At 68.7% G+C, this 24,677-nt stretch carries 19 protein-coding genes; 6 read left to right on the top strand and 13 right to left on the bottom strand.

Annotated elements, in window-relative coordinates:
- Positions 1-9: 9 nt before the first annotated feature.
- The 7 genes from gap to uvrA all read right to left on the bottom strand — a co-directional run bounded on the left by gap (position 10) and on the right by uvrA (position 9,617).
- A complete protein-coding gene (gene gap, locus ABH936_RS05915) occupies positions 10-1,017 on the bottom strand; it encodes a type I glyceraldehyde-3-phosphate dehydrogenase (RefSeq protein WP_165583564.1) in 1,008 nt (335 codons plus the stop codon).
- A gap of 155 nt (positions 1,018-1,172) precedes the next feature.
- Positions 1,173-2,150, bottom strand: coding sequence for a DNA-binding protein WhiA (gene whiA / locus ABH936_RS05910; protein WP_038570925.1), 978 nt, complete (start codon positions 2,148-2,150; stop codon positions 1,173-1,175).
- Between the two features lie 85 nt (positions 2,151-2,235).
- Positions 2,236-3,219: a uridine diphosphate-N-acetylglucosamine-binding protein YvcK gene (gene yvcK / locus ABH936_RS05905; RefSeq protein ID WP_006945440.1), complete on the bottom strand. Its 984-nt coding sequence runs from the start codon at positions 3,217-3,219 to the stop codon at positions 2,236-2,238.
- Positions 3,216-4,088, bottom strand: coding sequence for an RNase adapter RapZ (gene rapZ / locus ABH936_RS05900; RefSeq protein ID WP_404602828.1), 873 nt, complete (start codon positions 4,086-4,088; stop codon positions 3,216-3,218). Before rapZ ends, yvcK begins: the two co-directional genes overlap by 4 nt.
- Positions 4,089-4,105: 17 nt before the next feature.
- A complete protein-coding gene (gene uvrC, locus ABH936_RS05895) occupies positions 4,106-6,109 on the bottom strand; it encodes an excinuclease ABC subunit UvrC (protein ID WP_404602827.1) in 2,004 nt (667 codons plus the stop codon).
- Entirely contained in the window at positions 6,109-6,519 is a 411-nt protein-coding gene (locus ABH936_RS05890) for a Rieske (2Fe-2S) protein (RefSeq protein ID WP_404602826.1), read from the bottom strand. Before ABH936_RS05890 ends, uvrC begins: the two co-directional genes overlap by 1 nt.
- Positions 6,519-9,617 carry an excinuclease ABC subunit UvrA gene (gene uvrA, locus ABH936_RS05885; protein ID WP_404602825.1) on the bottom strand — a complete coding sequence of 1,033 codons (3,099 nt, stop codon included), beginning with the start codon at positions 9,615-9,617 and terminating at the stop codon, positions 6,519-6,521. Before uvrA ends, ABH936_RS05890 begins: the two co-directional genes overlap by 1 nt.
- A gap of 119 nt (positions 9,618-9,736) precedes the next feature.
- Between uvrA and ABH936_RS05880 the strand changes: the two genes are divergently transcribed.
- Complete coding sequence (locus ABH936_RS05880) at positions 9,737-11,569, top strand: glycoside hydrolase family 15 protein (protein WP_074039359.1); 1,833 nt, start codon at positions 9,737-9,739, stop codon at positions 11,567-11,569.
- A 176-nt stretch (positions 11,570-11,745) separates the two neighbouring features.
- The gene (locus ABH936_RS05875; RefSeq protein WP_074039360.1) at positions 11,746-12,429 is read left to right on the top strand and encodes an MBL fold metallo-hydrolase; all 684 of its coding nucleotides are present in this window, start codon (positions 11,746-11,748) and stop codon (positions 12,427-12,429) included.
- Between the two features lie 463 nt (positions 12,430-12,892).
- On the opposite strand, the gene ABH936_RS05870 is transcribed toward ABH936_RS05875, so the two are convergent.
- Positions 12,893-13,210, bottom strand: a complete 318-nt coding sequence (locus tag ABH936_RS05870; RefSeq protein ID WP_006945470.1) for a DUF3817 domain-containing protein — start codon at positions 13,208-13,210, stop codon at positions 12,893-12,895.
- Between the two features lie 58 nt (positions 13,211-13,268).
- On the bottom strand, positions 13,269-14,873 hold the full coding sequence (locus ABH936_RS05865; protein WP_404602824.1) for an HNH endonuclease: 1,605 nt from the start codon (positions 14,871-14,873) through the stop codon (positions 13,269-13,271).
- Between the two features lie 215 nt (positions 14,874-15,088).
- Here ABH936_RS05865 and ABH936_RS05860 point away from each other — a divergent pair, with 215 nt between their 5' ends.
- Positions 15,089-15,499 (top strand): NUDIX hydrolase, encoded by a 411-nt coding sequence (locus tag ABH936_RS05860; RefSeq protein ID WP_404602823.1) that lies wholly within the window; start codon positions 15,089-15,091, stop codon positions 15,497-15,499.
- Between the two features lie 69 nt (positions 15,500-15,568).
- Positions 15,569-15,790 (top strand): hypothetical protein, encoded by a 222-nt coding sequence (locus ABH936_RS05855; RefSeq protein ID WP_038570941.1) that lies wholly within the window; start codon positions 15,569-15,571, stop codon positions 15,788-15,790.
- Positions 15,791-15,838: 48 nt separating this feature from the next.
- Here the strand turns inward: ABH936_RS05855 and uvrB are convergent, their stop codons facing one another.
- From uvrB to ABH936_RS05835, 4 genes are all read right to left on the bottom strand, one after another.
- Positions 15,839-17,944 carry an excinuclease ABC subunit UvrB gene (gene uvrB / locus ABH936_RS05850; RefSeq protein WP_074039365.1) on the bottom strand — a complete coding sequence of 702 codons (2,106 nt, stop codon included), beginning with the start codon at positions 17,942-17,944 and terminating at the stop codon, positions 15,839-15,841.
- Positions 17,945-17,992: 48 nt separating this feature from the next.
- Positions 17,993-18,580, bottom strand: a complete 588-nt coding sequence (gene coaE / locus ABH936_RS05845) for a dephospho-CoA kinase (RefSeq protein ID WP_165583558.1) — start codon at positions 18,578-18,580, stop codon at positions 17,993-17,995.
- Between the two features lie 10 nt (positions 18,581-18,590).
- On the bottom strand, positions 18,591-20,954 hold the full coding sequence (coaE, locus tag ABH936_RS05840) for a dephospho-CoA kinase (protein ID WP_404602822.1): 2,364 nt from the start codon (positions 20,952-20,954) through the stop codon (positions 18,591-18,593).
- 126 nt (positions 20,955-21,080) lie between these two features.
- A complete protein-coding gene (locus ABH936_RS05835; protein WP_404602821.1) occupies positions 21,081-22,241 on the bottom strand; it encodes an aminotransferase class I/II-fold pyridoxal phosphate-dependent enzyme in 1,161 nt (386 codons plus the stop codon).
- Positions 22,242-22,338: 97 nt separating this feature from the next.
- Here ABH936_RS05835 and ABH936_RS05830 point away from each other — a divergent pair, with 97 nt between their 5' ends.
- Positions 22,339-23,790 carry a cobyric acid synthase gene (locus ABH936_RS05830; RefSeq protein WP_404602820.1) on the top strand — a complete coding sequence of 484 codons (1,452 nt, stop codon included), beginning with the start codon at positions 22,339-22,341 and terminating at the stop codon, positions 23,788-23,790.
- A 3-nt stretch (positions 23,791-23,793) separates the two neighbouring features.
- On the top strand, positions 23,794-24,582 hold the full coding sequence (gene cobF, locus ABH936_RS05825) for a precorrin-6A synthase (deacetylating) (RefSeq protein ID WP_074039370.1): 789 nt from the start codon (positions 23,794-23,796) through the stop codon (positions 24,580-24,582).
- Positions 24,583-24,677 lie beyond the last annotated feature (95 nt).

Raw genomic sequence — 24,677 nt, 5'->3', positions numbered from 1 at the left:
TGACCCCGATCAGAGGGAGGAGCCGACGAGCGTGGTCAGGTCGACGAGGCGGTTGGAGTAACCCCACTCGTTGTCGTACCAGCCGACGACCTTGACCTGGTTGCCGATGACCTTCGTCAGACCGGAGTCGAAGATGCAGGAGGCCGGGTCGGTGACGATGTCCGTCGAGACCAGCGGGTCCTCGGTGTACTGCAGGTAACCCTTGAGCGGGCCCTCGCTCGCGGCCTTCTTGACGATCTCGTTGACCTCTTCGACGGTCGTCTCGCGCGGAGCCTCGAACGTCAGGTCGGTCGCCGAGCCTGTGGGGGTCGGCACACGCAGCGCGTAACCGTCGAGCTTGCCCTTGAGCTCCGGCAGCACCAGCGCGACGGCCTTGGCGGCACCCGTCGAGGTCGGAACGATGTTGATCGCGGCGGCGCGGGCGCGACGCGGGTCGCTGTGCGGCGCGTCGTGCAGACGCTGGTCACCCGTGTAGGCGTGGATCGTCGTCATGAGGCCACGCTCGATGCCGAGGCCGTCGTTGAGGGCCTTGGCCATCGGGGCGAGGCAGTTCGTCGTGCACGAGGCGTTCGAGATGATCGTGTGCTTCGACGCGTCGTACTGGTCGTCGTTGACGCCCATGACGATCGTGATGTCCTCGTTCTTCGCCGGGGCGGAGATGATGACCTTCTTCGCGCCACCGGTGAGGTGCGCCTTGGCCTTCTCGGCGTCCGTGAAGAAACCGGTGGACTCGATGACGACGTCGGCGCCGACCGAGGCCCAGTCGAGCTTCGCCGGGTCCTTCTCGGCGAACGCGGCGATCTTCTTGCCGTCGACCGTGAGGGAGTTCTCGTCGTAGGAGACCTCGCCGTCGAAACGGCCGAGGATCGAGTCGTACTTGAGGAGGTTGGCGAGCGTCTTGTTGTCGGTGAGATCGTTCACCGCCACGATCTCGACGTCTGCGCCCGAGGCCTTCACGGCCCGGAAGAAGTTGCGGCCGATGCGGCCAAAGCCATTGATACCAACGCGGACGGTCACTTGAGGACCCTGCCCTTCCCTAGGAATCGAGTGCTCACGCGCCCAGAAAGGCGCGAGGTCTTTCAACACCTCCACCCTATGACACGCAGGCGGGCCGCGGGGCACCGCGGGGCAGGTTACCGGTCAGTCAGGCCGCTGACCGGGGCGCGGCAGGGTCAGTCGTCCTCGAGCATGTCGGGCGTGAGGTTCGCGTCGGTGCCGGGGATGCCCTGATCGGCGGCGCGCTTGTCGGCCATCGCGAGCAGCCGGCGGATGCGTCCGGCGACGGCGTCCTTCGTCATCGGTGGGTCGGCCAGGGCGCCGAGCTCCTCGAGGCTCGCCTCCTTGTGCTCGATGCGCAACTCACCGGCCTGACGAAGATGATCGGGTACGTCCTCGCCGAGGATCTCCATCGCCCGCGCGACGCGGCTGCCCGCGGCGACGGCAGCGCGCGCCGAACGGCGCAGGTTGGCGTCGTCGAAGTTCGCGAGACGGTTCGCGGTGGCCCTCACCTCACGGCGCATGCGGCGCTCCTCCCACACGAGGCGCGCGTCCTCGGCGCCCATGTGGGTGAGCATCGCGCCGATCGCCTCGCCGTCACGGATGACGACGCGGTCGACGCCGCGCACCTCACGCGCCTTTGCGGGCACACCCAGCCGGCGCGCCGCGCCGACGAGGGCGAGGGCGACTTCGGAACCGGGACAGGTGATCTCCAGCGACGACGAACGGCCCGGCTCGGTGAGCGACCCGTGGGCGATGAACGCGCCGCGCCACGCGGCGGCGGCGTCGTCGAGGGTGCCGTTGACGATCTTCGGCGGCAGCCCGCGCACCGGGCGGCCCTTCGCATCGACGAGGCCGGTCTGCACGGCGAGCTCGGGCTTGGCGACGCGCACGAGGTACGTCGTCTGACGACGGATGCCGCCGGCACTCATGACGGCGAGCTCGCTCGTGTGACCGTAGAGCTGCGTGATGTTCGTCCGCAGACGACGCGCGGCGACGCCGGTGTCGAGCTCCGCCTCGACGACGACCCGCCCGGCGACGAGGTGCAGCCCGCCGGCGAAGCGCAGCATGGCCGCGACCTCGGACTTGCGGGTCTGCTGCGGCGTCACCACCACCCGGGCCAGCTCGTCCTTGACCGCTGCCGTCATCGCCATGTCGTCGTGCACCTTCCTCGTCGATCGCCCTGCGGGACGAAGGATCTATTGTGCCGAACGCGCGGCACCCGGCCCAAACGGGTGATCACGCGCGACGCCGCGCCTGGGCGCGGGCGGCCGATTCCATGACGTCGCGGTACGCCGTCGCGAGGCGCAGGGTGTCGTGGACGCCGGCGCTCTCCTGGTCGGCGACCGGCTTGTAGACGACGCTCGCGCCCAACGCGGCCGCCGACGACTCGAGCGCCTCGCGGGCGCGGGCGTCATCACCGACGACGCCCGGGTCGGCGAGGATCGCGTCGAGGTGAAGGGCCGGAGCATGGGCCGCGAGCACCTCGAGGTGATCGCTGGCCGAGAAACCGGAGGTCTCGCCCGTGTCCATCTGTACGTTGAGCGTCAGCATCCGCTTCGCCTTCGTCTGCACGAGCGCGTCGAGCAGGTCGGGCACGAGCAGGTGCGGCATGACGGAGGTGAACCACGAGCCCGGCCCGAGGATGACCCAGTCGGCGTCGAGCACCGCGTCGATCGCCTCGCGGCACGGCTGCGGCGGGTCGGGGAACAGGCGCAGGTTGAGCACGGTGCCCGGCGTCTGCGCGACCGCGACCTGGCCGGAGACCTCGCGCACCCCGTCCGGATCTGCGGGGTCGGCGCCGCGGACTTTGGCGTCTATGCGCAACGGCTGCAACGACATGGGCAGGACGCGCCCGCGCGCGCTGAGCAGGCGCCCGACCATGTCGAGACCCTGGATCGGGTCTCCCAGCGAATCCCACAGCCCCGCGATGAGCAGGTTGCCGAGGGCGTGCCCGCCGAGCGGGCCCTCGCCGGGGAAGCGATGCTGCAGCGCATCACGCCAGGCGATGCCCCACTGCGAGTTGTCGCACAAAGCGGCCAGCGCCATGCGCAGGTCGCCGGGCGGGAGGATGTCGTACTCCTCGCGCAGGCGCCCCGAAGAGCCCCCGTCGTCGGCGACGGTGACGATGGCGGTGATCTTGTCCGTCACGAGACGCAGGGCCTCCAGCGAGGCGAACAGGCCATGCCCCCCACCGAGGGCCGCGACCGCGGGGCGCTTCACTCCCGCCCCAGATCACGGTGGACGACGAGGGTCCCGACCTGATCGGAGGCGAGGCGCTTCGCCAGTTCCTCGGCCATCGCGACACTGCGGTGCTTGCCGCCGGTGCAGCCGACGGCGAGCGTGACGTAGCTGCGCCCCTCGCGCAGGTAGCCCTGCGTCATCGGTTCGAGCAGCGCGAGGACGCCGTCGAGGAACTCACGGGCGCCCGGCTGACCGAGGACGAAATCACGCACGACCTCGTCCTTTCCGCTGAACGGGCGCAGCTCCGGGTTCCAGAACGGGTTCGGCAAGAAACGCATGTCGAAGACGAGGTCGGCGTCGAGCGGGATGCCGTACTTGAACCCGAAGCTCATGACGGCGACGCGCAACGCCGGCCCGCCCGTGTCGCCGACGAGCTCGTGCACCTTCGCCGACAGTTGGTGGACGTTGAGACCGCTCGTGTCGATGAGGATGTCGGCGTTCGAGCGCAGGTCGCGCAAGATCTCACGTTCGCGGATGATGCCGTCGAGCATGCGCCCCTCGCCCTGCAACGGGTGCGGTCGGCGCACCGACTCGAACCGGCGCACGAGCGCCCCGTCGGTCGCGTCCATGAACACGACCGACGGGCGCCAGCCGTCGTCACGCAGACGTTCGAGGCCCGCGCGGAAGTCGGTGAAGAACGCGCGGCTGCGCACGTCGACGACGGCGGCGAGGCGCGGGACGTCCTCCGCGCTCGCGTCGACGAGCCCGGCGAGGTCGGGCAGCAGCTGAGGCGGCAGGTTGTCGACGACGTACCAGCCCTGATCCTCGAGCACGTTCGCGGCCGTCGAGCGGCCGGCGCCGCTCATGCCGGTGACGATCATCAACTCCGCGCGCGGTGGGTGTGACATGGCTGCCTCTCGCTCGTTCATTCGACGATCTCTCCGGTCATCACGTTAACCGCTGGCTCGCCCTGCTCCTGCCCGAGCGAACGCACGATGGTCTCGGCGAGCGTCGGACCGATGCCCTTGACCTCGCACAGCGCGTCGGCGTCCGCCGCGCGGATGCGCTTGAGCGAGCCGAAGTGCGCGAGCAGCGCCTTCTGCTTGGCAGGGCCGAGCCCGGCGATGCCGTCGAGCGCGGACGTCGTCATCGACTTCGAGCGTCGCTCACGATGGAAGGTGATCGCGAAGCGGTGCGCCTCGTCGCGCACGCGCTGCAGCAGGTACAAGGCCTCGCTCGTGCGCGGCAGGATGACGGGGTAGTCGTCGTCGACGAGCCACACCTCCTCGAGACGCTTCGCGAGCCCGACGACGGGGATGTCGTCGAACCCGACGTCGGCGAGGGCCCGCGCGGCGGCGTCGACCTGCGGGCGTCCGCCGTCGACGACGAGCAACTGCGGACGGTAGGCGAAGCGCTTGATGCGGCCGTTCTCGTCACGCAGGGAGGGGCCTGCGGTCGCCGCGTCCGCCGGGATCTCGCCGGTCGTCGCGGGCGCGAGGTCGGCGCTCTCCTTCGCGAGCCGGGCGAAACGCCGCGTCAGCACCTCGTGCATCGCGGCGACGTCGTCGTTGCGCAGCGTGCCATCCTCGCCCTCGATGCCGTTGACGATGAAGCGGCGGTACTCCGACTTGCGGGGCAGACCGTCCTCGAACACGACCATCGAACCGACGACGTTCGTGCCCTGCACGTGCGAGATGTCGAAGCACTCGATGCGCAGCGGCGCCTCGGGCAGCCCGAGGTTCTCCTGCAACTCCTCGAGGGCCTGCGAGCGGGCCGTCAGGTCGGACGCGCGGCTCACCTTGTGGCGCGCGAGCGCGTGCTCGGCGTTCTTCGCGACCGTCGCGGCGAGCTCGCGCTTGTCGCCGCGCTGCGGCACGCGGACGTCGACGTTGCTGCCGCGGCGTTCGCGCAGCCACGAGCTGACCGTCTCGACATCGGGCGGCAGCGACGGCACGAGCACCTCGCGCGGGACGTCGTCGCGCCCCTGAAGGTCGCCGTAGACCTCGAGCAGCATGGCCTCGACGAGGTCGGCGGTGTTGACGCCGGCGTCGCTGCCCTTGTCGGTGACCCAGCCGCGCTGACCCCGGATGCGGCCGCCGCGCACGTGGAAGACCTGGACGGCTGCCTCGAGGTCGTCCTCGGCGACGCCGAAGACGTCGGCATCCGTCGCGTCGTCGAACACGACGGCCGACTTCTGCAGCACTTTCTCCAGGGCACCGAGGTCGTCGCGCAAGCGCGCCGCTTGTTCGAAGTCGAGGTCGGCGGCGGCAGCCTTCATGCGTCGCTCGATCTCCCGGGTGAAGCGCGCGGAATCGCCGGCCATGAAATCGCAGAAATCCTGGGCGATCTCACGGTGCTCGGCCTTGGTGACCTTGCCGACGCAGGGCGCGCTGCACTTGTCGATGTACCCGAGCAGACACGGGCGACCCGACGCCTCGGCGCGTCGGTAGACCCCGTTGCTGCACGTGCGCATCGGGAACACGCGCATGAGTTGATCGAGCGTGTCGCGGATCGCCCACGCGTGCGTGAACGGGCCGAAGTAGCGAGTGCCGGGACGCTTGCGCCCGCGCATCACCTGCGCGCGCGGAACCGCGTCGGACATCGTCACCGCGAGGTAGGGGTAGGACTTGTCGTCGCGGTACTTGACGTTGAAGCGCGGGTCGAACTCCTTGATCCAGGCGTACTCGAGCTGCAACGCCTCGACCTCGGTGCGCACGATCGTCCACTCCACCGAGGCGGCCGTCGTCACCATCGTCCGCGTGCGCGGGTGCAGCAGCCGCAGATCCTGGAAGTAGTTGCTCAGGCGCGAGCGCAGGTTCTTCGCCTTGCCGACATAGATGACGCGCCCGTCGCGGTCGCGGAAGCGGTAGACGCCGGGTTCGGTCGGGATGTCGCCCGTCTTGGGGCGGTAGGTGCGGGGGTCTGCCATCAGCCGGTCACGTGCAGCTGGCTGCCCTTGACCTCGACCTTCTTCTCGGCGAGCGGCTTGTCCGCGGGGCCGGCGAGCACGGCGCCCGTCATCGGGTCGAAGCGGCTGCCGTGGCAGGGGCAGACGATCGCCTTGTCGGTGACCTCGCCGACCTGGCAGCCCTGGTGCGGGCACACGGACGTGAACGCCTTGAAGGTGCCCTTCGTCGGCTGAGTGAGGACGATGGAGTTGCCGCGGTCGACGAAGCCGCTGCCGACGCTCACCTTGCTCGCGTCGATCGTGGCGTCGACGGACTTCGTCGAGGCCTCGTCGTCGCCCCCGCCGCACGCGGCGAGCATGCCGGTGCCGGCCACGGCGATCGTCGCGGTCATCGCGCTGCGGCGGGTGAACTGTGCCTGGAGGTCGCTCATCATGCCTTCTTCCGGGTCGTCTTCTTCGCCGCACTCGGCGCGGCGCTCGTGTTCTTTGCGGTCGTCTTGCCGGCCGCGGTCTGCTTGCTCGCCGTCTTCTTCGCGGCCGTCTTCTTCATCGCCGCGCGCGGGTCGATGACGGGCTTCTGCGCCACGATCGTCGGCGTCACGCCCGCGGCTTCGAGCAGCGGACGCAGGAAGCGACCCGTGTGGCTCGCCTCGACCTGCGCGATCTGCTCTGGCGTGCCCTCGGCGACGACCTCACCGCCGCGGAAACCACCCTCGGGGCCCATGTCGATGACCCAGTCGGCGCTCTTGATGACGTCGAGGTTGTGCTCGATGACGACGACCGTGTTGCCCTTGTCGACGAGGCCCTGGATGACCTCGAGCAGCTTGCGGATGTCCTCGAAGTGCAGACCGGTCGTCGGCTCGTCGAGGACGTAGATCGTGCGGCCGGACGAGCGCTTCTGCAGCTCCGCGGCTAGCTTGACGCGCTGCGCCTCACCACCCGACAGCGTCGGCGCCGGCTGGCCGAGACGGACGTAGCCGAGACCGACGTCGACGAGCGTGCGCATGTGACGCGCGATCGCGGGCACCGCTTCGAAGAACTCAGCGGCCTCCTCGATCGGCATGTCGAGCACCTCGGCGATCGACTTGCCCTTGAAGTGCACCTCGAGCGTCTCGCGGTTGTAGCGCGCCCCGTGGCACACCTCGCACGGCACGTACACGTCGGGCAGGAAGTTCATCTCGATCTTCAGCGTGCCGTCACCCGAACATGCCTCGCAGCGTCCGCCCTTGACGTTGAAGGAGAAGCGCCCCGGCTGGTAGCCGCGGATCTTCGCCTCCTGTGTCTCTGCGAAGAGCTTGCGGATGGCGTCGAACACGCCCGTGTAGGTGGCCGGGTTGCTCCGCGGCGTGCGCCCGATGGGGCTCTGGTCGACGTGGACGACCTTGTCGAGCAGTTCGGTGCCGGTGACGCGCTTGTGGCGCCCGGCGACCTGGCGGGCGCTGTTGAGGTCGTTCGCGAGCGTCGTGTAGAGGATGTCGTTGACGAGCGTCGATTTGCCCGACCCCGACACGCCGGAGACGACGACGAGGTTGCCCAGCGGGAACGCGACGTCGATGTCCTTGAGCGTGTGCTCACGCGCTCCCTCGACGACGAGGCGGCGACCGTCCTGACCGCGACGCGTCTGCGGCACCGGGATGGACAATCGGCCGCTGAGGTAACCGCCGGTGACGGACTTCTTCTCCGCGAGCAAGCCCTTGACCGGGCCGGAGTAGACGACCTCTCCCCCGTGCTCACCGGCACCGGGCCCGATGTCGACGATCCAGTCGGCCGTCGCGATCGTGTCCTCGTCGTGCTCGACGACGATGAGCGTGTTGCCGAGGTCGCGCAGGCGCGTCAGCGTCTCGATGAGGCGGTGGTTGTCGCGTTGGTGAAGACCGATCGACGGCTCGTCGAGGACGTAGAGCACGCCGACGAGACCCGAGCCGATCTGCGTCGCGAGGCGGATGCGCTGCGCCTCACCACCCGACAGCGTGCCGGCGGGCCGGTCGAGCGAGAGGTAGTCGAGGCCGACGTCGAGCAGGAAGCCGAGACGCGCCGCGATCTCCTTGATGACGCGCTCGGCGATCTGCCGCTCGCGCGAGGTGAAGTCGACGTCGTCGAGGAAGTGCGCGGACTCCGAGATCGGCAGCGCGCACACCTCGGCGATCGACTTGCCGCCGATCGTCACCGACAGCGACTCGGGCTTGAGGCGTGCGCCGTTGCACGTCGGGCATGGCACCTCGCGCATGTAGCCCTCGTAGCGCTCACGGCTCCACTCCGACTCCGTCTCCGTGTGGCGACGCTTGACGAACGGGATGACGCCCTCGAAGCCCGTCGAATAGGAGCGCTCACGCCCGAAACGGTTGCGGTAGGTGACGTGAACCTTGTGGTTCTTGCCCTCGAGCAGCATCGTCTTCGCCTTGGCCGGCAGGTCGCGCCACGGGGTGTCGAGGTCGAACCCGCTCTCCTTGCCGAGCGCGCCCATGACGCGGACGAAATAGTCGGCGGCACCGCTGCCCTGCGCCCACGGCAGGATCGCGCCCTCGCGCAGCGTCTTGTCCTCGTCGGGGATGATGAGGTCGGGGTCGACACGCAGCTCGGTGCCGAGACCGGTGCAGGCCGGGCAGGCACCGAACGGGCTGTTGAACGAGAACGAACGCGGCTCGATCGCGTCCATCGACAGCGCGTGGTCGTTCGGGCAGGCGAGCTTCTCCGAGTAACGGCGCTCGAGCGGCAGCTCGTCGTGCTCGTCCTCGGCGCCCTCGCGCACGACGCGTTCGATGACGACGAGGCCGTCCGCGAGGCCGAGGGCCGTCTCGACCGAGTCGGTGAGGCGCTGGCGGCCGCTGAGGTCGTCCGGCCCCTTCGCGACGAGACGGTCGACGACGACGTCGATCGTGTGCTTCTTCTGCTTCTCCAGCGTCGGCGGTTCGCTCAGCGTCACCGTCTCACCGTCGACACGGGCACGGGAGAAGCCCTTCGTCTGCAGTTCGGCGAACAGGTCGACGTACTCGCCCTTGCGGGCGCGCACGACGGGTGCAAGCACCTGGAAGCGGGTGCCAGACGGTAGCTCCTGGATCGAGTCGACGATCTGCTGCGGCGTCTGGCTGCCGACCGGCGCGCCGCAGACGGGGCAGTGCGGGCGACCGGCGCGGGCGAAGAGCAGACGGAAGTAGTCGTAGACCTCCGTGATCGTGCCCACCGTCGAGCGCGGATTGCGGTTCGTGCTCTTCTGATCGATGGAGACGGCGGGGCTGAGGCCTTCGATGAAGTCGACGTCCGGCTTGTCCATCTGACCGAGGAACTGACGCGCGTACGCCGACAGGGATTCGACGTAGCGGCGCTGGCCCTCGGCGAAGATCGTGTCGAACGCGAGGGACGACTTGCCCGAGCCGGACAGCCCGGTGAACACGACGAGCGCGTCACGCGGGATCTCGATCGAGACGTTCTTGAGGTTGTGCTCCCGTGCGCCGCGCACGAGAAGGTGATCGTGGCCGCGACGTGGGGCCACGGCGTTGCTGCTGCTTGGAATCTTCGGCACGTCCCCCATGCTAGGTGCGCGCACCGACAACCCCCGAACGGCGCGGGGAAACCCACCCCTGTGGGCACCCGGGACACGCCCACGACGACGGATCAGGCCATGGCGCCGGTCCGATTAGTCTGGGGCGCATGTCTGTGGATTTCACCCCTTCCGAGGTCAACACCACCCCGATCGAGGACTACGCCATCATCGGTGACACCGAGACGGCGGCGCTCGTCAGCCTCCGGGGGTCCATCGACTGGTTGTGCCTGCCCCGCTTCGACTCGTCGAGCTGCTTCACGGCGCTGCTCGGCACGCCGGATCACGGACGCTGGCTGCTCGGGCCCGCCGAGGAGGCCACGACGACGCGGGCGTACCGCGAGGACAGTTTCATCCTCGAGACGATCCACGAGACGGCGACCGGCAAGGTGAAGGTCACCGATCTCATGCCCGTCAGCGACGGCCGCGCAGACGTCCTGCGTCGCGTCGAGGGCCTCGAGGGTACCGTGACGTTGGAGCAGGAGTGGGTCGTCCGCCTCAACTACGGCAAGGTGAAGCCGTGGGTGAGCCACCACCCGGGGCACGTGCAGGACGAGGAGGTGCTCGTCGCGATCGCCGGCCCCGACATGCTCATCTTCCGCGGCGACCGGCTGCCCGTCGGCAACGAGGGGCGTCACCGTGACCTGTTCGACGTCTCCGCCGGTGAGGCGCTCGACTTCAGCATGACGTGGGTGCCGAGCTACAAGCCGATCCCGATCCCGCTCGACACCGACAAGCGCATCGCGTCGACGCTGGGGCGCTGGAACGACTGGATCGGCCACTGCACCTACGACGGGCCGCACGCCGACGTCGTGCGTCGCAGCCTGCTCGTGCTCAACCTGCTGACGGACAGCCGCCGCGGCGGCATCGTCGCGGCGCCGACGACGTCGCTGCCGGAGGACTTCGGTGGTGAACGCAACTGGGATTACCGCTACTGCTGGCTGCGCGACGCCTCGCTAGGTCTCGAGTCGCTGCTGCGCGCCGGCTACGTCGACGCGACGATCAAGTGGCGCGAGTGGCTCGTGCGTGCCCTCGCCGGTGATCCCGAGGACATGCAGATCATGTACACGATCGACGGTGGGCGCGAGCTGCCCGAGCGTGAACTCGACCATCTGCCCGGGTACGCGGATTCGCGGCCGGTGCGTGTCGGCAACGGCGCCGTCGACCAGAAGCAGACGGACGTCCTCGGCGAGGTCATGATCGCCTTTGAGCACGCGCGCGCCAAGGGTGGGTACGAGAACGAGCAGACCTGGGCGATCCAGGCCGCGCTAGTCAACCAGCTCGCCGAGCACTGGGACGAGCCGGACAACGGTTTATGGGAGATCCGCGGGCCGCTGCAGCACTTCACGCACTCGCGCGTCATGGTGTGGGCTGCGTTCAACGCGGCGATCTCCGCCGTCGAGAAGCACGGCCACCCGGGCGACGTCGAGCGGTGGCGCGAGGTGCGCGAGCTCGTGCGTGAGGAGATCCTCACGAAGGGTTTCAACGTGCAGAAGAACACGTTCACGCAGCACTACAACACGACCGAGGTCGACGCGTCGCTGCTGCTCATCCCGGCCGTCGGGTTCCTGCCCGCCGACGATCCTCGCGTCATCGGCACGGTGCGGGCCATCGAGAACGACCTCATGCGCGGCGGTTTCCTCCTGCGCTACCGCACCGAATCGGGCGTCGACGGCCTCGCCGGAGATGAGCACCCGTTCCTCGCCTGCTCGTTCTGGCTCGTCTCCGCGTACGCGAAGATCGGTGAGCTCGACAAGGCCGAGGAGCTGTTCGACCGGTTGTGCGACCTGCCGAACGACGTCGGACTGCTCGCCGAGGAGTACGACCCCGAGGAGATGACCCAGGTCGGCAACTACCCGCAGGCCTTCAGTCACCTCACTCTCATCGGCGCTGGCTACGACCTGCATGAGGCGCAGGTCGCTGCGCGCGGGGCGAACGTCTGACGCGGTGGTAGCGGGGTTTCCTGCCCCGGCGGCCCAGAGCGACGACACTGATGACGCGGCATCGGCTGCACGCTCGCGCTGTCACGGGCCCGGGCCGCCCCTGCGCGCGGCGTGCCCGGGCCACCCGGCGCCGGTACCTGTGGCACCGGTGGCTGGGTGGGTGAGATGGTAGAGGCATGAGTGCTTACCTCTCCGATGTGAAACCGGGCGACGCGCCGTCACGACTCGACCTGCCGGGGCTGACGATGTGGAAGCTGTCAGTTTCCGACATGCACAACAACGTGTATCTGCTGCGTGATGCGACGCCCGAGACGGGTGGTGCGGCGGTGCTCATCGACGCTGCGGCAGATGCCGGAGCCATCACGGCGATGCTCGACGAGGCGTGCGTCGATCGTCTCGATGCCGTCGTGACGACCCACAAGCACTGGGATCATCACCGCGCCCTGCCCGAGCTCGCCGAGCGTGCTGACGCGACGCTCGCCGGTCTCGAGGACGGACCGCACCTCCCGGTCGCGCCCGCGCGGACGCTGAGTGACGGTGACACGATTCAGTTCGGCGCGCAGACGCTCGTCGCGCACCACGTGCCAGGCCACACCCCCGGCAGCGTCGTGTTGTCGTGGACGCCACCCGCCGGCAGCGACGCTCTGCCTCAGCTGTGGACGGGCGACACGCTGTTTCCTGGCGGCGTCGGCGCGACGACGCATTCCGATGAGCAGTCGTTCGACGAGCTGTTCACCATGGTTCGCGATCGCATCTTCGGGCGTTTCGACGATGCCGACGTTCACCCGGGCCACGGCGACGACACGCGTCTGTCTGTCGAACGCCCGCACCTCGACGAGTGGCGCGAACGCGGTTGGTGAGCTGAGCGCCCGACATCATCGTCGCCCTTGACTGCATGGTCCCCTGACTGCACGATGCGGTCGTTGCGTGACCACCGCACCTGGATGCGTGGCGTGGGCAGGCCTGGCGACCTGGGCGCCCGACATCATCGCCGCCCTTGCCTGCACGATGCGGTCTTTGCGTGAATGACCGCACCTGGATGCGTGGCGCGGGCAGGCCTGGCGACTTGAGCGCCGACGACGACGCGGGTCTGCGGCGCGCCGCGGTGACCAACCGGATGGTCATGCCTCGACCAGGTGCGCGAACACCTCTGGTGCCTTGAGCGCCGGCGATGTCTCGTATCGCAGCCGCGGCTGAGTGACGCGCAGGCAGGGGCCGGCGTCGTCGGTGCGTCTCGTCGACTGGCGTGTCATGACGAACGAGCGGCGGGGCTGCGAACCCTCGCGGTTCGCGGCCCCGCCGGTCGCACGTGCAGGGGGATCGTCAGCCGGCGAGGGGCTTCTGACGCGGTTCGTCGCCGAGTTCGCCACGCGCTTCGGCGCGCTTCTCGAACCAGATCGTCGCGAACGGGATCACGGCGCAGAGCAGGCCGATGCCGATCGTCTTGTTCGGCCAGCTCTTCTCCTGCCACAGCTTGAGCGCGCACAGGACGTACCCGATGAACATGACGCCGTGGATGGGCCCGGCGATCTGCACTCCGACCTCAGTGGTCTTGAGCACCCACTTGAAGAACATGCCGATGAGAAGCAGACCCCAGGAAACAGCTTCGGCGAACGCGAAGATCTTGAAGATTCGAGACATGCGGCGATTCTACTGAGACGGCCTGAGTGCCGGCCGATGGAGCGTGCCTGCCAACAGCTCAGCTCGCGGGAGCGAGCGTGGTCGCGACCGTCTCCCCGCTCGGGAGAGTCGTCCAGCGGCGGCCGGTCGGTGACTCCCACGTGCAAACTCCGTCTGGCGTCATGGTCACGGCATAGCCGCCGAAGGTCTTGGCGCGGTGATGGTGGCGGCACAGGGCCTGCAGGTTGCCGACGCTCGTCGGCCCACCGTCGGCGTGCGGGACGACGTGGTCGAGGTCGCAGTTCGTCGAGACCCGGGTGCAGTGCGGGAAGCGGCAGTGCACGTCACGCTCACGGACAAGCCGCGCCACTCGCGCGCCGGGACGATACGTCGTCGAGCAACTCGCGAGCGTCGTCCACGCACCGTCAACGAGGTCGATCGTGAACGTGGTGTCGACGAGCGCCGCGACGAGGCGAACGGCTGCCGCGTCGACGTGGCCCAGGCCGGGGATGTGGGCCGCGCCCAATGTGTCCGGGGGTCGCGTGATGACGCCGATCGGCCCGGCCTCAGCGTGCTGACGGGGCCGACTAAGACCGTCCTCATCAAGACCGCCCTCGTCGAGACCGCAGTTGGGGACGGAGGCGAGCGACGCAGGGGGCTCCAGCGTTCCGAACCGCCGGTCGGAAGGCGCTGGTGAGCTCGCGTGGACGGGCACCTTGAGGTGCATGACGGTGTTGACCGTTGAGTTCGCGAAGACAAGGTCGAGCAGTGCGTCGACGCGAACGGCGCCGAGGGGTTCGGTGCCACTCCCTGCCACACTGACGTGGCTCGCGGCGCGCCACCGCGCGAGTTCGTCACGTGGATCTGGCGCATGGTCGTTGAGCGTCTGAGCGTGCGCTTCGATCGCGGCGCGGAGACGGGCAGCGTCCTCGGTGGCCATGATCAGACGCACCTCGGTGAGGGTGTCGAAATCGAGGTGGGGCGTGAACCATAGCCCGTGCTCACGACGGGGGTCGACGGTGTCGGCCTCGGTCTGCGCCAGCCGCCTGTCGTGCAGCAGTTTGCGCGCCCGGGAGCGGGCACCGTCGACGCTGAGGTGGTGTGCTCCCCCGCTCACGAGATCCGTGAGCACCTCTGCAGCCAACTCGTCGTCGAGGTGCGCCATCTCACGCGCCAGCGTGGCGGCCACCATGGTGCGGCAGGCTCCCCGCAGCGTCAGTTCGTGCAGAGCGGGCGCGCGGTCGCGGAGCATGCGTCCGTCGACAGCGAGGCGCGACGCGGTGGCGCTCGAACACCCGAGGGCGTTCCCGAGATCATCCCCCGCGAATTCGCCTGCGGTCGGAGGGCGTTCGCAGAGCCCATAGTTCTCCTCGTCGAGGTGAGCACGCTGGGCGACCGTGTCTTCGTGTTCGACGGCGACGGCGTGAAGCACCGCGTCGGCGGCCCTCGTCACCTCCTGCGCAGCAACGGCGATGTCTTCCAGTTGTGCTTGGAGCGTGAACGTGCGCGTGTGGCGCTCATCGAAGGTTCGCGGCAACGCGTCGCCCGAGCAGGGCGCCAATGTCTCCGGGTCGGCCAGCGCCTGCTCTGCGATCGCGCGCGTCAGCAGAACCCATGCGCCCACCAGCTCGGTGGACGGCATGGCGGCGACCGTCTCGGCCGTCACTGCCAGCGTTTGATCCATGCCACTAGTTTAGTACACATGTTCGAATCTTGGTAGGGTCAAAGGGATAGTGAGTGAACCCACTGGCCGGCCCTTCCTCCGCGCCAGGGCTGCATCACGAATCACAAGAGCACCCGCCGCGTGCAACCCTGCGATCAGGCGGCGCTGGTTTGCACCCGCTTGGTCTACCGCCTGACGGCAGACGAGGTACAGGCGACTGGTGGTTGACTCATCCCATGGCCTCAGCGACGCTGCCCACGCACATTGCCGTCGTGGCACTCGTTCGGGACGCGAGGGTGCTACTCGCTCACCGCCACCCGAACCGGATGAATTATCCGGACCTGTGGGACCTGCCCGGGGGACACGTCGAACCCGGCGAGTCCGCCGAGTGCGCTGCCCGTCGCGAGTGCGTCGAAGAGCTCGGAGTGACGGTGATCGATCCAGAGCGATTTCCGATGGCCTGCAAGGATCCAGCCCTGTTGAAGCATGCGTTCTTCGCGACGCGCTGGGTAGGGAACCCCCGCAACATCGCGCCCGACGAGCACGACGACATCGGCTGGTTCGCCGAGAGCGAACTGCCCCGGTTGGCCATGGCCGATCATGCGGGGTGTCAGGACCTCGTCAGGCTCATCCGGGCGATCGAATGACATCAGCCCCGGCGTGGCGTGACCGTATTTCGCTTGCCGGTCGGCTGCCTCGCCCATAGCGTGTCGAGCATGCCCCAACCTGCTGGCTTCGCCTTTCTCGAACGTGATGGCGTCGTTGTCATCACTCATCACGGACGCACAGCGACGACTCTTAGGGGCGCGCGTGCTGCGGACTTCTTGGAAGACGTCGAGGACGGTGACGCTCAGGAGATCATGGCGCGCCTCACCGGCAACTATCGCCGCGGCAATGAGCGTCAGGCCCGCAACCATCCTCGCAACAAGGGGCGATGACCACGCGGCGCCGAGATCCCACCCGGCGCCGCGGACGCCATCAGGGCGCTACTTCTGCGCCTCCGTCATCTGGCGCAGTTCTTTCTTGAGGTCACGTAATTCGTCGCGCAGACGCGCTGCGAGTTCGAACTGCAGCTCGGAGGCCGCCTCACTCATCTGGGCCTGCAACTCCTGGATGAGGCCCGCGAGGTCGGCGGCGCTGCTCGCCTCGCGCTTCGCGCCCGCGGCGACGTTCGCGTCGGCACTCGCCGCACCGCTGCCGCCGCGACCCTTACCACGCGACATCGAACGGCCGGAACCGAGCAGTGCGTCCGTGTCGGCGGACTCGCGCTGCAGCATGTCGGTGATGTCCGCGATCTTCTTGCGCAACGGCTGTGGGTCGATGCCCTTCTCCGTGTTGTACGCGATCTGCAGCTCACGGCGGCGCGACGTCTCGTCGATCGCCTCCTGCATCGACGGCGTCACCTTGTCGGCGTACATGTGCACCTGACCGGAGACGTTTCGCGCAGCGCGACCGATGGTCTGGATCAGGCTTCGTGCGGACCGCAGGAAGCCCTCCTTGTCGGCGTCGAGGATCGCGACGAGCGACACCTCCGGTAGGTCGAGACCCTCACGGAGCAGGTTGATGCCGACGAGGACGTCGAACTCACCCATGCGCAACTCGCGCAGCAACTCGACGCGGCGCAACGTGTCGACCTCCGAGTGCAGATAGCGCACCCGCACACCCTTGTCGAGCAGATAGTCGGTGAGATCCTCGGCCATCTTCTTCGTCAAGGTCGTGACGAGGACACGCTCGTTCTTGTCCGTCCGTGTGCGGATCTCGCCGAGCAGATCGTCGATCTGCCCCTTCGTCGGCTTGAGCACGATCTCGGGATCGACGAGACCCGTCGGGCGGATGACCTGCTCGACGTAGCCGTCGCTCTTGCTCATCTCGTAGTCGCCCGGCGTCGCCGAGAGGTACACCGTCTGCCCGATGCGCTCGAGGAACTCCTCCCACTTCAACGGCCGGTTGTCCATCGCGCTCGGCAGACGGAAACCATGGTCGACGAGGGTGCGCTTGCGCGACATGTCACCCTCGTACATCGCCCCGATCTGCGGGACCGTCTGGTGCGACTCGTCGATGACGAGGAGGAAATCCTCCGGAAAGTAGTCGAGCAGCGTGTTCGGCGCGGTACCGGGGCCACGACCGTCCATGTGACGGCTGTAGTTCTCGATGCCGGCGCACGACCCGACCTGCCGCATCATCTCGATGTCGTACGTCGTCCGCATCCGCAAGCGCTGCGCCTCGAGCATCTTGCCCTCGGCCTCGAACCGCTTGAGCTGATCGCCCAGCTCGACCTCGATGCCGGCGATGGCGCGCTCCATGCGCTCGGGCCCGGCGACGTAGTGCGTCGCCGGGAAGACGTACATCTCCGACTCCTCGTTGACGATCTCCCCCGTCAACGGGTGCAACGTGTAGAGCCGGTCGATCTCGTCGCCGAAGAACTCGATACGGATCGCGAGCTCCTCGTACACGGGGATGATCTCGACCGTGTCGCCGCGCACGCGGAACGTCCCGCGCGTGAACGCGAGGTCGTTGCGCGTGTACTGCATCTCGACGAACCGGCGCAGCAACTCGTCGCGGTTGATCTCCTGACCCACCTTGAGACGGGCCATCCGGTCGACATACTCCTGCGGCGTGCCGAGACCGTAGATGCACGACACGGACGCGACGACGACGACGTCACGCCGCGTCAGCAGCGAGTTGGTCGCCGAGTGACGCAGCCGCTCGACCTCCTCGTTGATCGAGGAATCCTTCTCGATGTACGTGTCCGTCTGCGGCACGTACGCCTCGGGCTGGTAGTAGTCGTAGTAGCTGACGAAGTACTCGACGGCGTTGTGCGGCAACAACTCTCGGAACTCGTTGGCGAGCTGCGCCGCGAGCGTCTTGTTGGGCGCGAGCACGAGCGTCGGGCGCTGCACCTGCTCGATCAGCCACGCCGTCGTCGCCGACTTTCCGGTACCCGTCGCACCGAGCAGGACGATGTCCTGCTCCCCCGCCTTGACGCGCTTCGACAACTCGGCGATGGCCTTCGGCTGATCGCCGGCGGGCTCGAACTCGGATTCGACCTTGATGGGTGCGACAGAACGCTGCAGATCGGTGACTGGACGCATGCCGCAACCCTAGACCCGCCCACCGACAACCCCGGACTCCCGCGGTTCTCAGCCCTGCAAGCGCGTGCGCCACACGTCGTCGACGCGGCGACGCAACGCGTCCTCGTCCCCCGCGTTGTCGATCCACACGTCGGCCACGGCGCGGCGCTGCTCGTCGCTCGCCTGGCTGCGCATGCGCGCCTCGGCGACCTCACGCGGCATCCCGCGGTGCTCCTCGAGCCGCTGCAGACGCGTCTCGACGGGCGCATCGACGACGATGACGACGTCGTAGTCGCCCTCGCGCCCCAGCTCGACGAGCAACGGAATGTCGTGCACGAGCACCTGCCCCGGTTTCGCCGCGGCGAACAACTCGAGCGTGCGCGCCGCGATGAGCGGGTGCGTGATGGCTTCGAGGTCGCGCCGCGCGCCCTCGTCCGCGAAGACGATGGCCCCCAGCGCGCCGCGATCCAGCTCGCCCCGCGCCGTCAGGACGCCGTCACCGAAGCGGTCGGCGATCTGCGCGAGCCCCGCACTGCCGGGCGCGACGACCTCGCGCGCGACGGCGTCGGCGTCGACGACCAGCGCCCCTTGCTCGACGAGCAATCGGGCCACCGCAGACTTGCCCGAACCGATCCCACCCGTCAACCCGACCTTCATCTTCGCCTCCTCAGACGCGCGTCGCGGCACTGTTCAGCGCCGGTGCGACCTCATCCTCCCAGAACGCACCGACAGCGGCGTCGAGCTCGTCGATGCTGCCCTCGTTCGAGAGGACGACGTCGGCCGCGTCGCTGCGCTCGCGCCCCTGCGTGTCGGCGTCGATCTCCGCCCAGGCCTGCTCAAGATCCAGTCCACGCTCGGCCATGAGCCGTTCGACGCGCACCTCCGCCGGCGCCTCCACGACGACGACGTGGTCGAAGTCGCGCGGCGTCGCGGCGTCCGTCAGCAGCGCGAGGTCGAGCACGAGCACCGAGTCATCGCCCACGGCCTTGGCCCGGGCGTCGGCCTCCGCACGCACGAACGGGCCGATGACGGCATACATCCGCTCGCGCGCCGCGGGGCTGCGCGTCGTGAGGTCGTCGAGCGTGTGCCAGTCGATCGAGCCGTCGGGGTGGGCGATCGTCTCGGAGAACACCTCCCGCAACCGGTCGAGGGCTTCCTCGCCCGGCACGAGCAGTTCGCGCATCACCTCGTCGAACTCGACGACGACCGCGCCGCGGCGCTCGAACGCGTCGCCGACGACCGACTTGCCCGCGGCGACCGGCCCCGTCAGCCCGATGGAGACGGCGGCGCGCTCCGCGGCCTGCTGCTGCGTCTGCGCCGTCGTCGGGACGTGCGTCTCGAACTCCGGCTCGGTGCCCTCCTCGAACTCGGGCAGGACGACGTAGGCGTCCTCGTCGAGCACGCCCTCGGCGGCGCGCCGCTCGTACTCCTCGGCGGGCAGCACCTGCTTCCACTGGCGGGTCCGCATCGGGCGTGCCGCTCCGGCGTCCTCACGCAGCGCCTGGAGCAACAGCCAGGCCTGCAGGACCGTCAGGACCGTGATGGGGAACCCGATGACGATGATGACCTCCTGCAGCGCCGACAGCCCGTCCTCGCCCGCCGTGAGGATGATCGCAGCACAGACGGCGCCCACCGACAGCGACCAGAACACGCGCTGACGGCGCACCGACGCGTCCTCGTGGCCGTTGACCATGGCGTCCATGACGAGCGCGCCCGAGTCGATCGAGGTGATGAAGAAGATGACGATGACGGCGAGCGCCAGCGTTGCGACGGGCAGGTAGCCGGGCAGGTCGCGCAAGAACTGGAACAGCGCCGCCTGCGGGTTGTTCTCGTCGACGATCGTGTGCGCGAGCGAACCGCCCTGTCCCGCAGCCTTCGCGCTCGCTCGGTCGCTCGTGATCGACGTGAGGCCGTACACGCCGATCCACACGATGACGAAGGCGCTGGGCAGCCCGATCGATGCCGTCACGAACGCGCGGATGGTGCGTCCGCGCGAGATCTTGGCGACGAACATCCCGACGAACGGCGCCCACGTCACCGTCCACGCCCAGTAGAAGACCGTCCACTGACCTGACCACGCGCCGTGGTGCATCGTGTCGTTGAACGTCGACAGCATCGGCAGCTGCGACAGGTAGCGACCGGCCGACTCGACGATGCCGCGCGCCACGTCGGAGGCGGACATCGCCGTCATCGCCACGAAGAGGAGCAACGCGATCGCCATGAGGATGTTGGCGTAGGACAGGTTCTTGACGCCCTTGTCCATGCCGGCGAGCACAGACGCCAGCGCAGCCGCCGTGATGACGGCGAGGATCGCGGCCTGCACCCACCCGGCGATCGGCACGCCGAATACATCGTTCATGCCCGAGTTGATCTGCAGCGCACCGAGACCCGTCGAGACGGCGAGACCGAAGACGGTGGAGACGACGGCGATGATGTCGATGGCCTGGCCGATGGGGCCGTGGATGCGGTCGCCGAGCAGCGGATGGAACGCAGACGACACGCGCGGCGGCAGGTTGCGCTTGTACGTGAAGTATCCGAAGCACAGGCCGGGCACGACGAGGATGGCCCACATGTGGATGCCGAAGTGGAAGTTCGCGATCGACAGCGCGTCCCACGCCGCTTCGTCCGAGTAGGGCGCCGCGCCGAGCGGCGGGCGCGCGTAGTGGTTCATCGGCTCGGCGATGCCCCAGAACATCAACGTCGCGCCGACGCCGGCCGCGAACATCATCGCGAACCACGACAGCCCCGAATAGGCGGGCTCGGCGTCGTCAGGGCCGAGCTTGACGCGCCCGTAACGGCTTGCGGCGAGCCCCAGCGAGAAGACGACGAGAAGGGTCGCGGCCGCCGTGTAGAACCAGCCGAGATCGAAACGCAACCAGTGTGCCGCCGCACCGAAGACGGAACGCACCGGGTCGGGGAAGAGTGCCATGGACGCGGTGAACACGACGATCAGCGCAGCGGAGCCGAAGAAGATCCGCGGTGACGTACGTAGGCCGAGACGGTCGTGCAGACGGGTGGTGAAGGAGCTCATCAACGCTTCGGGGTCGGTGGGGCCCAAGCCCGCGGACGATCGCCACGAGCCGGGTCGTGCCCTCGTGGCACGAGGGCCAACCCTACGTGGTGCCCGCGGCTCGCGCCGAGCGCCCCCAGGCCGCCGTCAGCCGCCGAAGATGCTCATGCGCTCCAGGCGGTCGAAGGCCTCGTCGATCTGCTCCTCGCCGACGGTGACAGCGAGACGCAGGAACCCTTCGCCCGACGCGCCGAACGCGGTGCCGGGGATCGTCAGGATGTGGGCTTCCTCGACGATGCGCGCGGCGCACTCGAGCGACGTCAGACCGGTCTCGCGGATGTCGACCCACAGGTAGATCGTGCCCTGCGGCTCGAAGGCGTCCATGTGCGGCAGCCGCTGCACGCGCTCATATGCGCGCTGCAGGCGGCCGCGGTAGAGCTCCTTGACGGGCGGACGCAGCTCGGCGCGTCGTTCGAGAGCGTTGAGGGCCGCGCGCTGCGAGATCGAGGGCGCGGTGAAGACGTTGTTCTCGTTGACGTCACGCGCCGTCGAGACGAAGTCGGCCGGGGCGAGGATCCACCCGATGCGCCAGCCCGTCATGAGGTAGTCCTTGCTGAACGACCCGATCGTCACGGTACGCTCCGCCATGCCGGGCAGCGACGCGAACGGCACGAACGGCTCGCGGTAGGTGAACAGCGTGTAGATGTCGTCCGCGACGACGACGAGGTCGTGCTCCGTCGCGACCCGCGCGACGCCTTCGAGCGTTTCGCGGCTCCACTGCACACCCGTCGGGTTGCACGGCGTGTTGACGATGACGGCGCGCGTGCGCGGCGTGATGGCGGCCTCGAGGTCGGCGATCGTCACCTGGAAGCCGTTCTCCTTCGTCGTCGGCACGAAGACGGGCACGCCGCGCGCGAGACGCACCTGGTGCGGGTACGGCGTGAAGTACGGCTCGATGACGAGCACCTCGTCACCGTCGTCGAGCAGTGTCTCCATGACGAGCCACATCGCGTGGCAGCCCGACGTCGTCACCATGACGTCGTCGATGCTGCGTTCGAGACCGTAGTCGTCGCGGTACATGTCGACGATGCCCTGGCGCAGCTCCGGGTAACCCAGGCTCGAGGTGTAGTGCGTGTGGCCGGCCTTCGCGTCGGCCGCGGCAGCCTCGATGATGCCGGCGTCGGTCGTCAGGTCGGGGTCGCCGAGGCTGAAGTTGATGACGTCGTCGAACTCGCGCGCACGTTCGGCGATGACGGACATCTGCGTCGCGGAACCCGCCTGGTAACGGGAGGAGATGAAACGAGGCACGGTGCGCCTTTCGAGCTGGTGGCCCCGCGGATCTCGCGGGCCCGACGCAGCCATCATGCCGCAGAGCGAGACCTCGTGAAACGTTTAGGGTGGGGGCGTGAATGGCCTCCTCGTGACCGGTACCTCCTCCGATGCGGGCAAGTCGCTCGTCGTCACCGGGCTCGCGCGGGCGTGGGCGCGACGCGGGGTGCGTGTGGCCCCGTTCAAGTCGCAGAACATGTCGAACAACTCGATGGTGTGCCGTGACGGCAGCGAGATCGGGCGCGCGCAGTACCTGCAGTGCGAGGCTGCGGGCGTCGAGGCCGCGAGCGCGCACAACCCAGTCCTGCTCAAGCCGGGCAGCGACCGGGAGGCGTTCGTCGTCCTGCGTGGCCGACCGGCAGGGCGGTTGCGCGCCGGTGAGTACGCGACGGGCCGCCGTCACCTCGCGGACGCGGCGTTCACGGCCTTCGAGGAGCTGGCGGGCGACGTCGACGTCGTCATCGCCGAGGGTGCCGGCTCCCCCGCCGAGATCAACCTGCGCGGCGGCGACTACGTCAACATGGGGCTCGCGCGCCGCTTCGACCTGCCCGTCGCCCTCGTCGGCGACATCGACCGCGGCGGTGTGCTCGCCGCGCTGTACGGGACGTGGGCGTTGCTCGACGACGACGATCGTCGCCATCTCGCGGCGTACGTCATCAACAAGTTTCGCGGCGACGCGTCCGTCCTCGAGCCCGGCCTCGACGAGATCACGCGACGTACTGGCCTGCCCTGCCGCGGCGTGCTGCCATGGCTCGAGGACGTGTGGCTCGACTCTGAGGATGCCTTGTCGATCGGTCGGTGGCGACCGAGTCTTGCGGGCGGCGATGCAGACGAGGCGCGTCTGAGCGTCGCCGTCGTCCGGTTTCCGCGCACGAGCAACGCGACCGACGTCGATGCTCTCGCCGCCGAACCGGGCGTCGACGTGCGGGTGACGACGGACGCCGACCTGTGCCGTGAGGCCGACCTGCTCGTCCTGCCGGGCAGTCGCGCGACCGTCAGTGATCTGGCTTGGCTGCGCGCCCGCGGGCTCGCCGACGTCGTCGCCGACCGCGTTCGGCGTGGGGCGCCGGTGCTGGGCATCTGCGGCGGCTACGAGATGCTCGTCGACCGGCTGGAGGATTCCGTGGAATCCGGTGTCGGGGCGGTCGACGGGCTCGGGCACCTGCGCGGATCGGTGAGGTTCGAGGCGGAGAAGACGTTGGCTCGGCCCGCTGGAACGTGGCGGGGCGAGGACGTCGACGGCTACGAGATCCACCACGGTGTCGTCACCGCCGAACCGAACTTTCCCGGCGGTACGTGCGCGGGGGCCGTGTGGGGCACGATCTGGCACGGCACCCTCGAGAACGACGGATTCCGGCGGGCGTGGCTGAGTGACGTCGCCCGCGCGTCGGGCTCTGCGTGGGTGCCTCGCGGCGGCGCGACGGGGTTCCGTGCCCGACGTTCAGCCATGATCGACGCCCTCGCCGACGCCTGCGACGAACACCTCGACGTCGACGCGCTGCTAGACCTGGCGATGAGGAAGGGCTGAATCATGACGGACACCACGACCCCTCGCGAGGTTCGCGTCATCGGTATCGGCGCGGGCTCCCCGCGTCATCTGACGCTCGAGGCGATCGACGCGATGCGTGAGGTCGACGTCTTCCTCGTCGCCGACAAGGGCGATGAGAAGCGCGAGCTCGTCGAGGTGCGCGAGGCACTGTGCCGCACGCATCTGGCCGAGGGCAGCTACCGGTTCGTCGCGCTCCCCGATCCGCGGCGCGGCCCCGACGCCGAGCGTGACGCGCGCCAGTACACCGACGGTGTTCTCGATTGGCACGACGCGCGCGCTCACGCGTGGGGCGAGGTGATCGACGCGCTAGAGCCGGGAATCGTCGTCGGATTTCTCGTCTGGGGTGACCCCGCGTTCTACGACTCAACGATCCGCGTCGTCGATCGTCTGGCGCGCCATCGGCCGGTGAACTCGGTTGTCATTCCGGGCATCTCGGCGTTCCAGACCCTCGCCGCGGCGCACGGCATCGTGCTGCACCAGATCGGCCAACCGGTGCACGTCACGACCGGTCGACGGCTCGTGACTGAATGGTCCCCCGGCCTCGGAACGGTCGTCGTCATGCTCGACGGGCACCTCGCCTGCCGCCACCTCGTCGAGACGCACCCTGCCCTCGTCATCCACTGGGGCGCGTATGTCGGTATGCCCCAGCAGACGCTGCGCGCGGGCCGCCTCGTCGACGTCATCGACGAGATCGTCGACGTTCGTGCCCGCCTGAAGCAGGAGCACGGCTGGGTCATGGACGTCTACGCGATGAGCCTGCCGGCATCCTGACGAGTGGCCCCGCCGTCGGCCACCGCACTCCTGGGTCTCGTTCCTGAGAGGCGGGGTGTCGTGAGAGCCGCGATCGCGCCACACAGGGTTTCAGC

This window comes from Dermacoccus sp. GAS27A, assembly GCF_044909235.1.
In the GTDB taxonomy this organism is placed as follows: domain Bacteria; phylum Actinomycetota; class Actinomycetes; order Actinomycetales; family Dermatophilaceae; genus Dermacoccus; species Dermacoccus nishinomiyaensis.
This window is presented reverse-complemented; position numbering and strand designations above follow the sequence as displayed.

What these genes read in the sequence shown, in the direction of transcription:
- uvrC (WP_404602827.1), bottom strand. Translation starts at nt 6,109, where the DNA reads ATGGCAGACCCCCGCACCTACCGCCCCAAGACGGGCGACATCCCGACC.
- rapZ (WP_404602828.1), bottom strand. Translation starts at nt 4,088, where the DNA reads ATGTCACACCCACCGCGCGCGGAGTTGATGATCGTCACCGGCATGAGC.
- uvrA (WP_404602825.1), bottom strand. Translation starts at nt 9,617, where the DNA reads ATGGGGGACGTGCCGAAGATTCCAAGCAGCAGCAACGCCGTGGCCCCA.
- ABH936_RS05870 (WP_006945470.1), bottom strand. Translation starts at nt 13,210, where the DNA reads ATGTCTCGAATCTTCAAGATCTTCGCGTTCGCCGAAGCTGTTTCCTGG.
- coaE (WP_404602822.1), bottom strand. Translation starts at nt 20,954, where the DNA reads ATGAGCTCCTTCACCACCCGTCTGCACGACCGTCTCGGCCTACGTACG.
- uvrB (WP_074039365.1), bottom strand. Translation starts at nt 17,944, where the DNA reads ATGCGTCCAGTCACCGATCTGCAGCGTTCTGTCGCACCCATCAAGGTC.
- ABH936_RS05865 (WP_404602824.1), bottom strand. Translation starts at nt 14,873, where the DNA reads ATGGATCAAACGCTGGCAGTGACGGCCGAGACGGTCGCCGCCATGCCG.
- whiA (WP_038570925.1), bottom strand. Translation starts at nt 2,150, where the DNA reads ATGGCGATGACGGCAGCGGTCAAGGACGAGCTGGCCCGGGTGGTGGTG.
- ABH936_RS05875 (WP_074039360.1), top strand. Translation starts at nt 11,746, where the DNA reads ATGAGTGCTTACCTCTCCGATGTGAAACCGGGCGACGCGCCGTCACGA.
- ABH936_RS05855 (WP_038570941.1), top strand. Translation starts at nt 15,569, where the DNA reads ATGCCCCAACCTGCTGGCTTCGCCTTTCTCGAACGTGATGGCGTCGTT.
- cobF (WP_074039370.1), top strand. Translation starts at nt 23,794, where the DNA reads ATGACGGACACCACGACCCCTCGCGAGGTTCGCGTCATCGGTATCGGC.
- coaE (WP_165583558.1), bottom strand. Translation starts at nt 18,580, where the DNA reads ATGAAGGTCGGGTTGACGGGTGGGATCGGTTCGGGCAAGTCTGCGGTG.
- ABH936_RS05890 (WP_404602826.1), bottom strand. Translation starts at nt 6,519, where the DNA reads ATGAGCGACCTCCAGGCACAGTTCACCCGCCGCAGCGCGATGACCGCG.
- ABH936_RS05880 (WP_074039359.1), top strand. Translation starts at nt 9,737, where the DNA reads ATGTCTGTGGATTTCACCCCTTCCGAGGTCAACACCACCCCGATCGAG.
- ABH936_RS05860 (WP_404602823.1), top strand. Translation starts at nt 15,089, where the DNA reads ATGGCCTCAGCGACGCTGCCCACGCACATTGCCGTCGTGGCACTCGTT.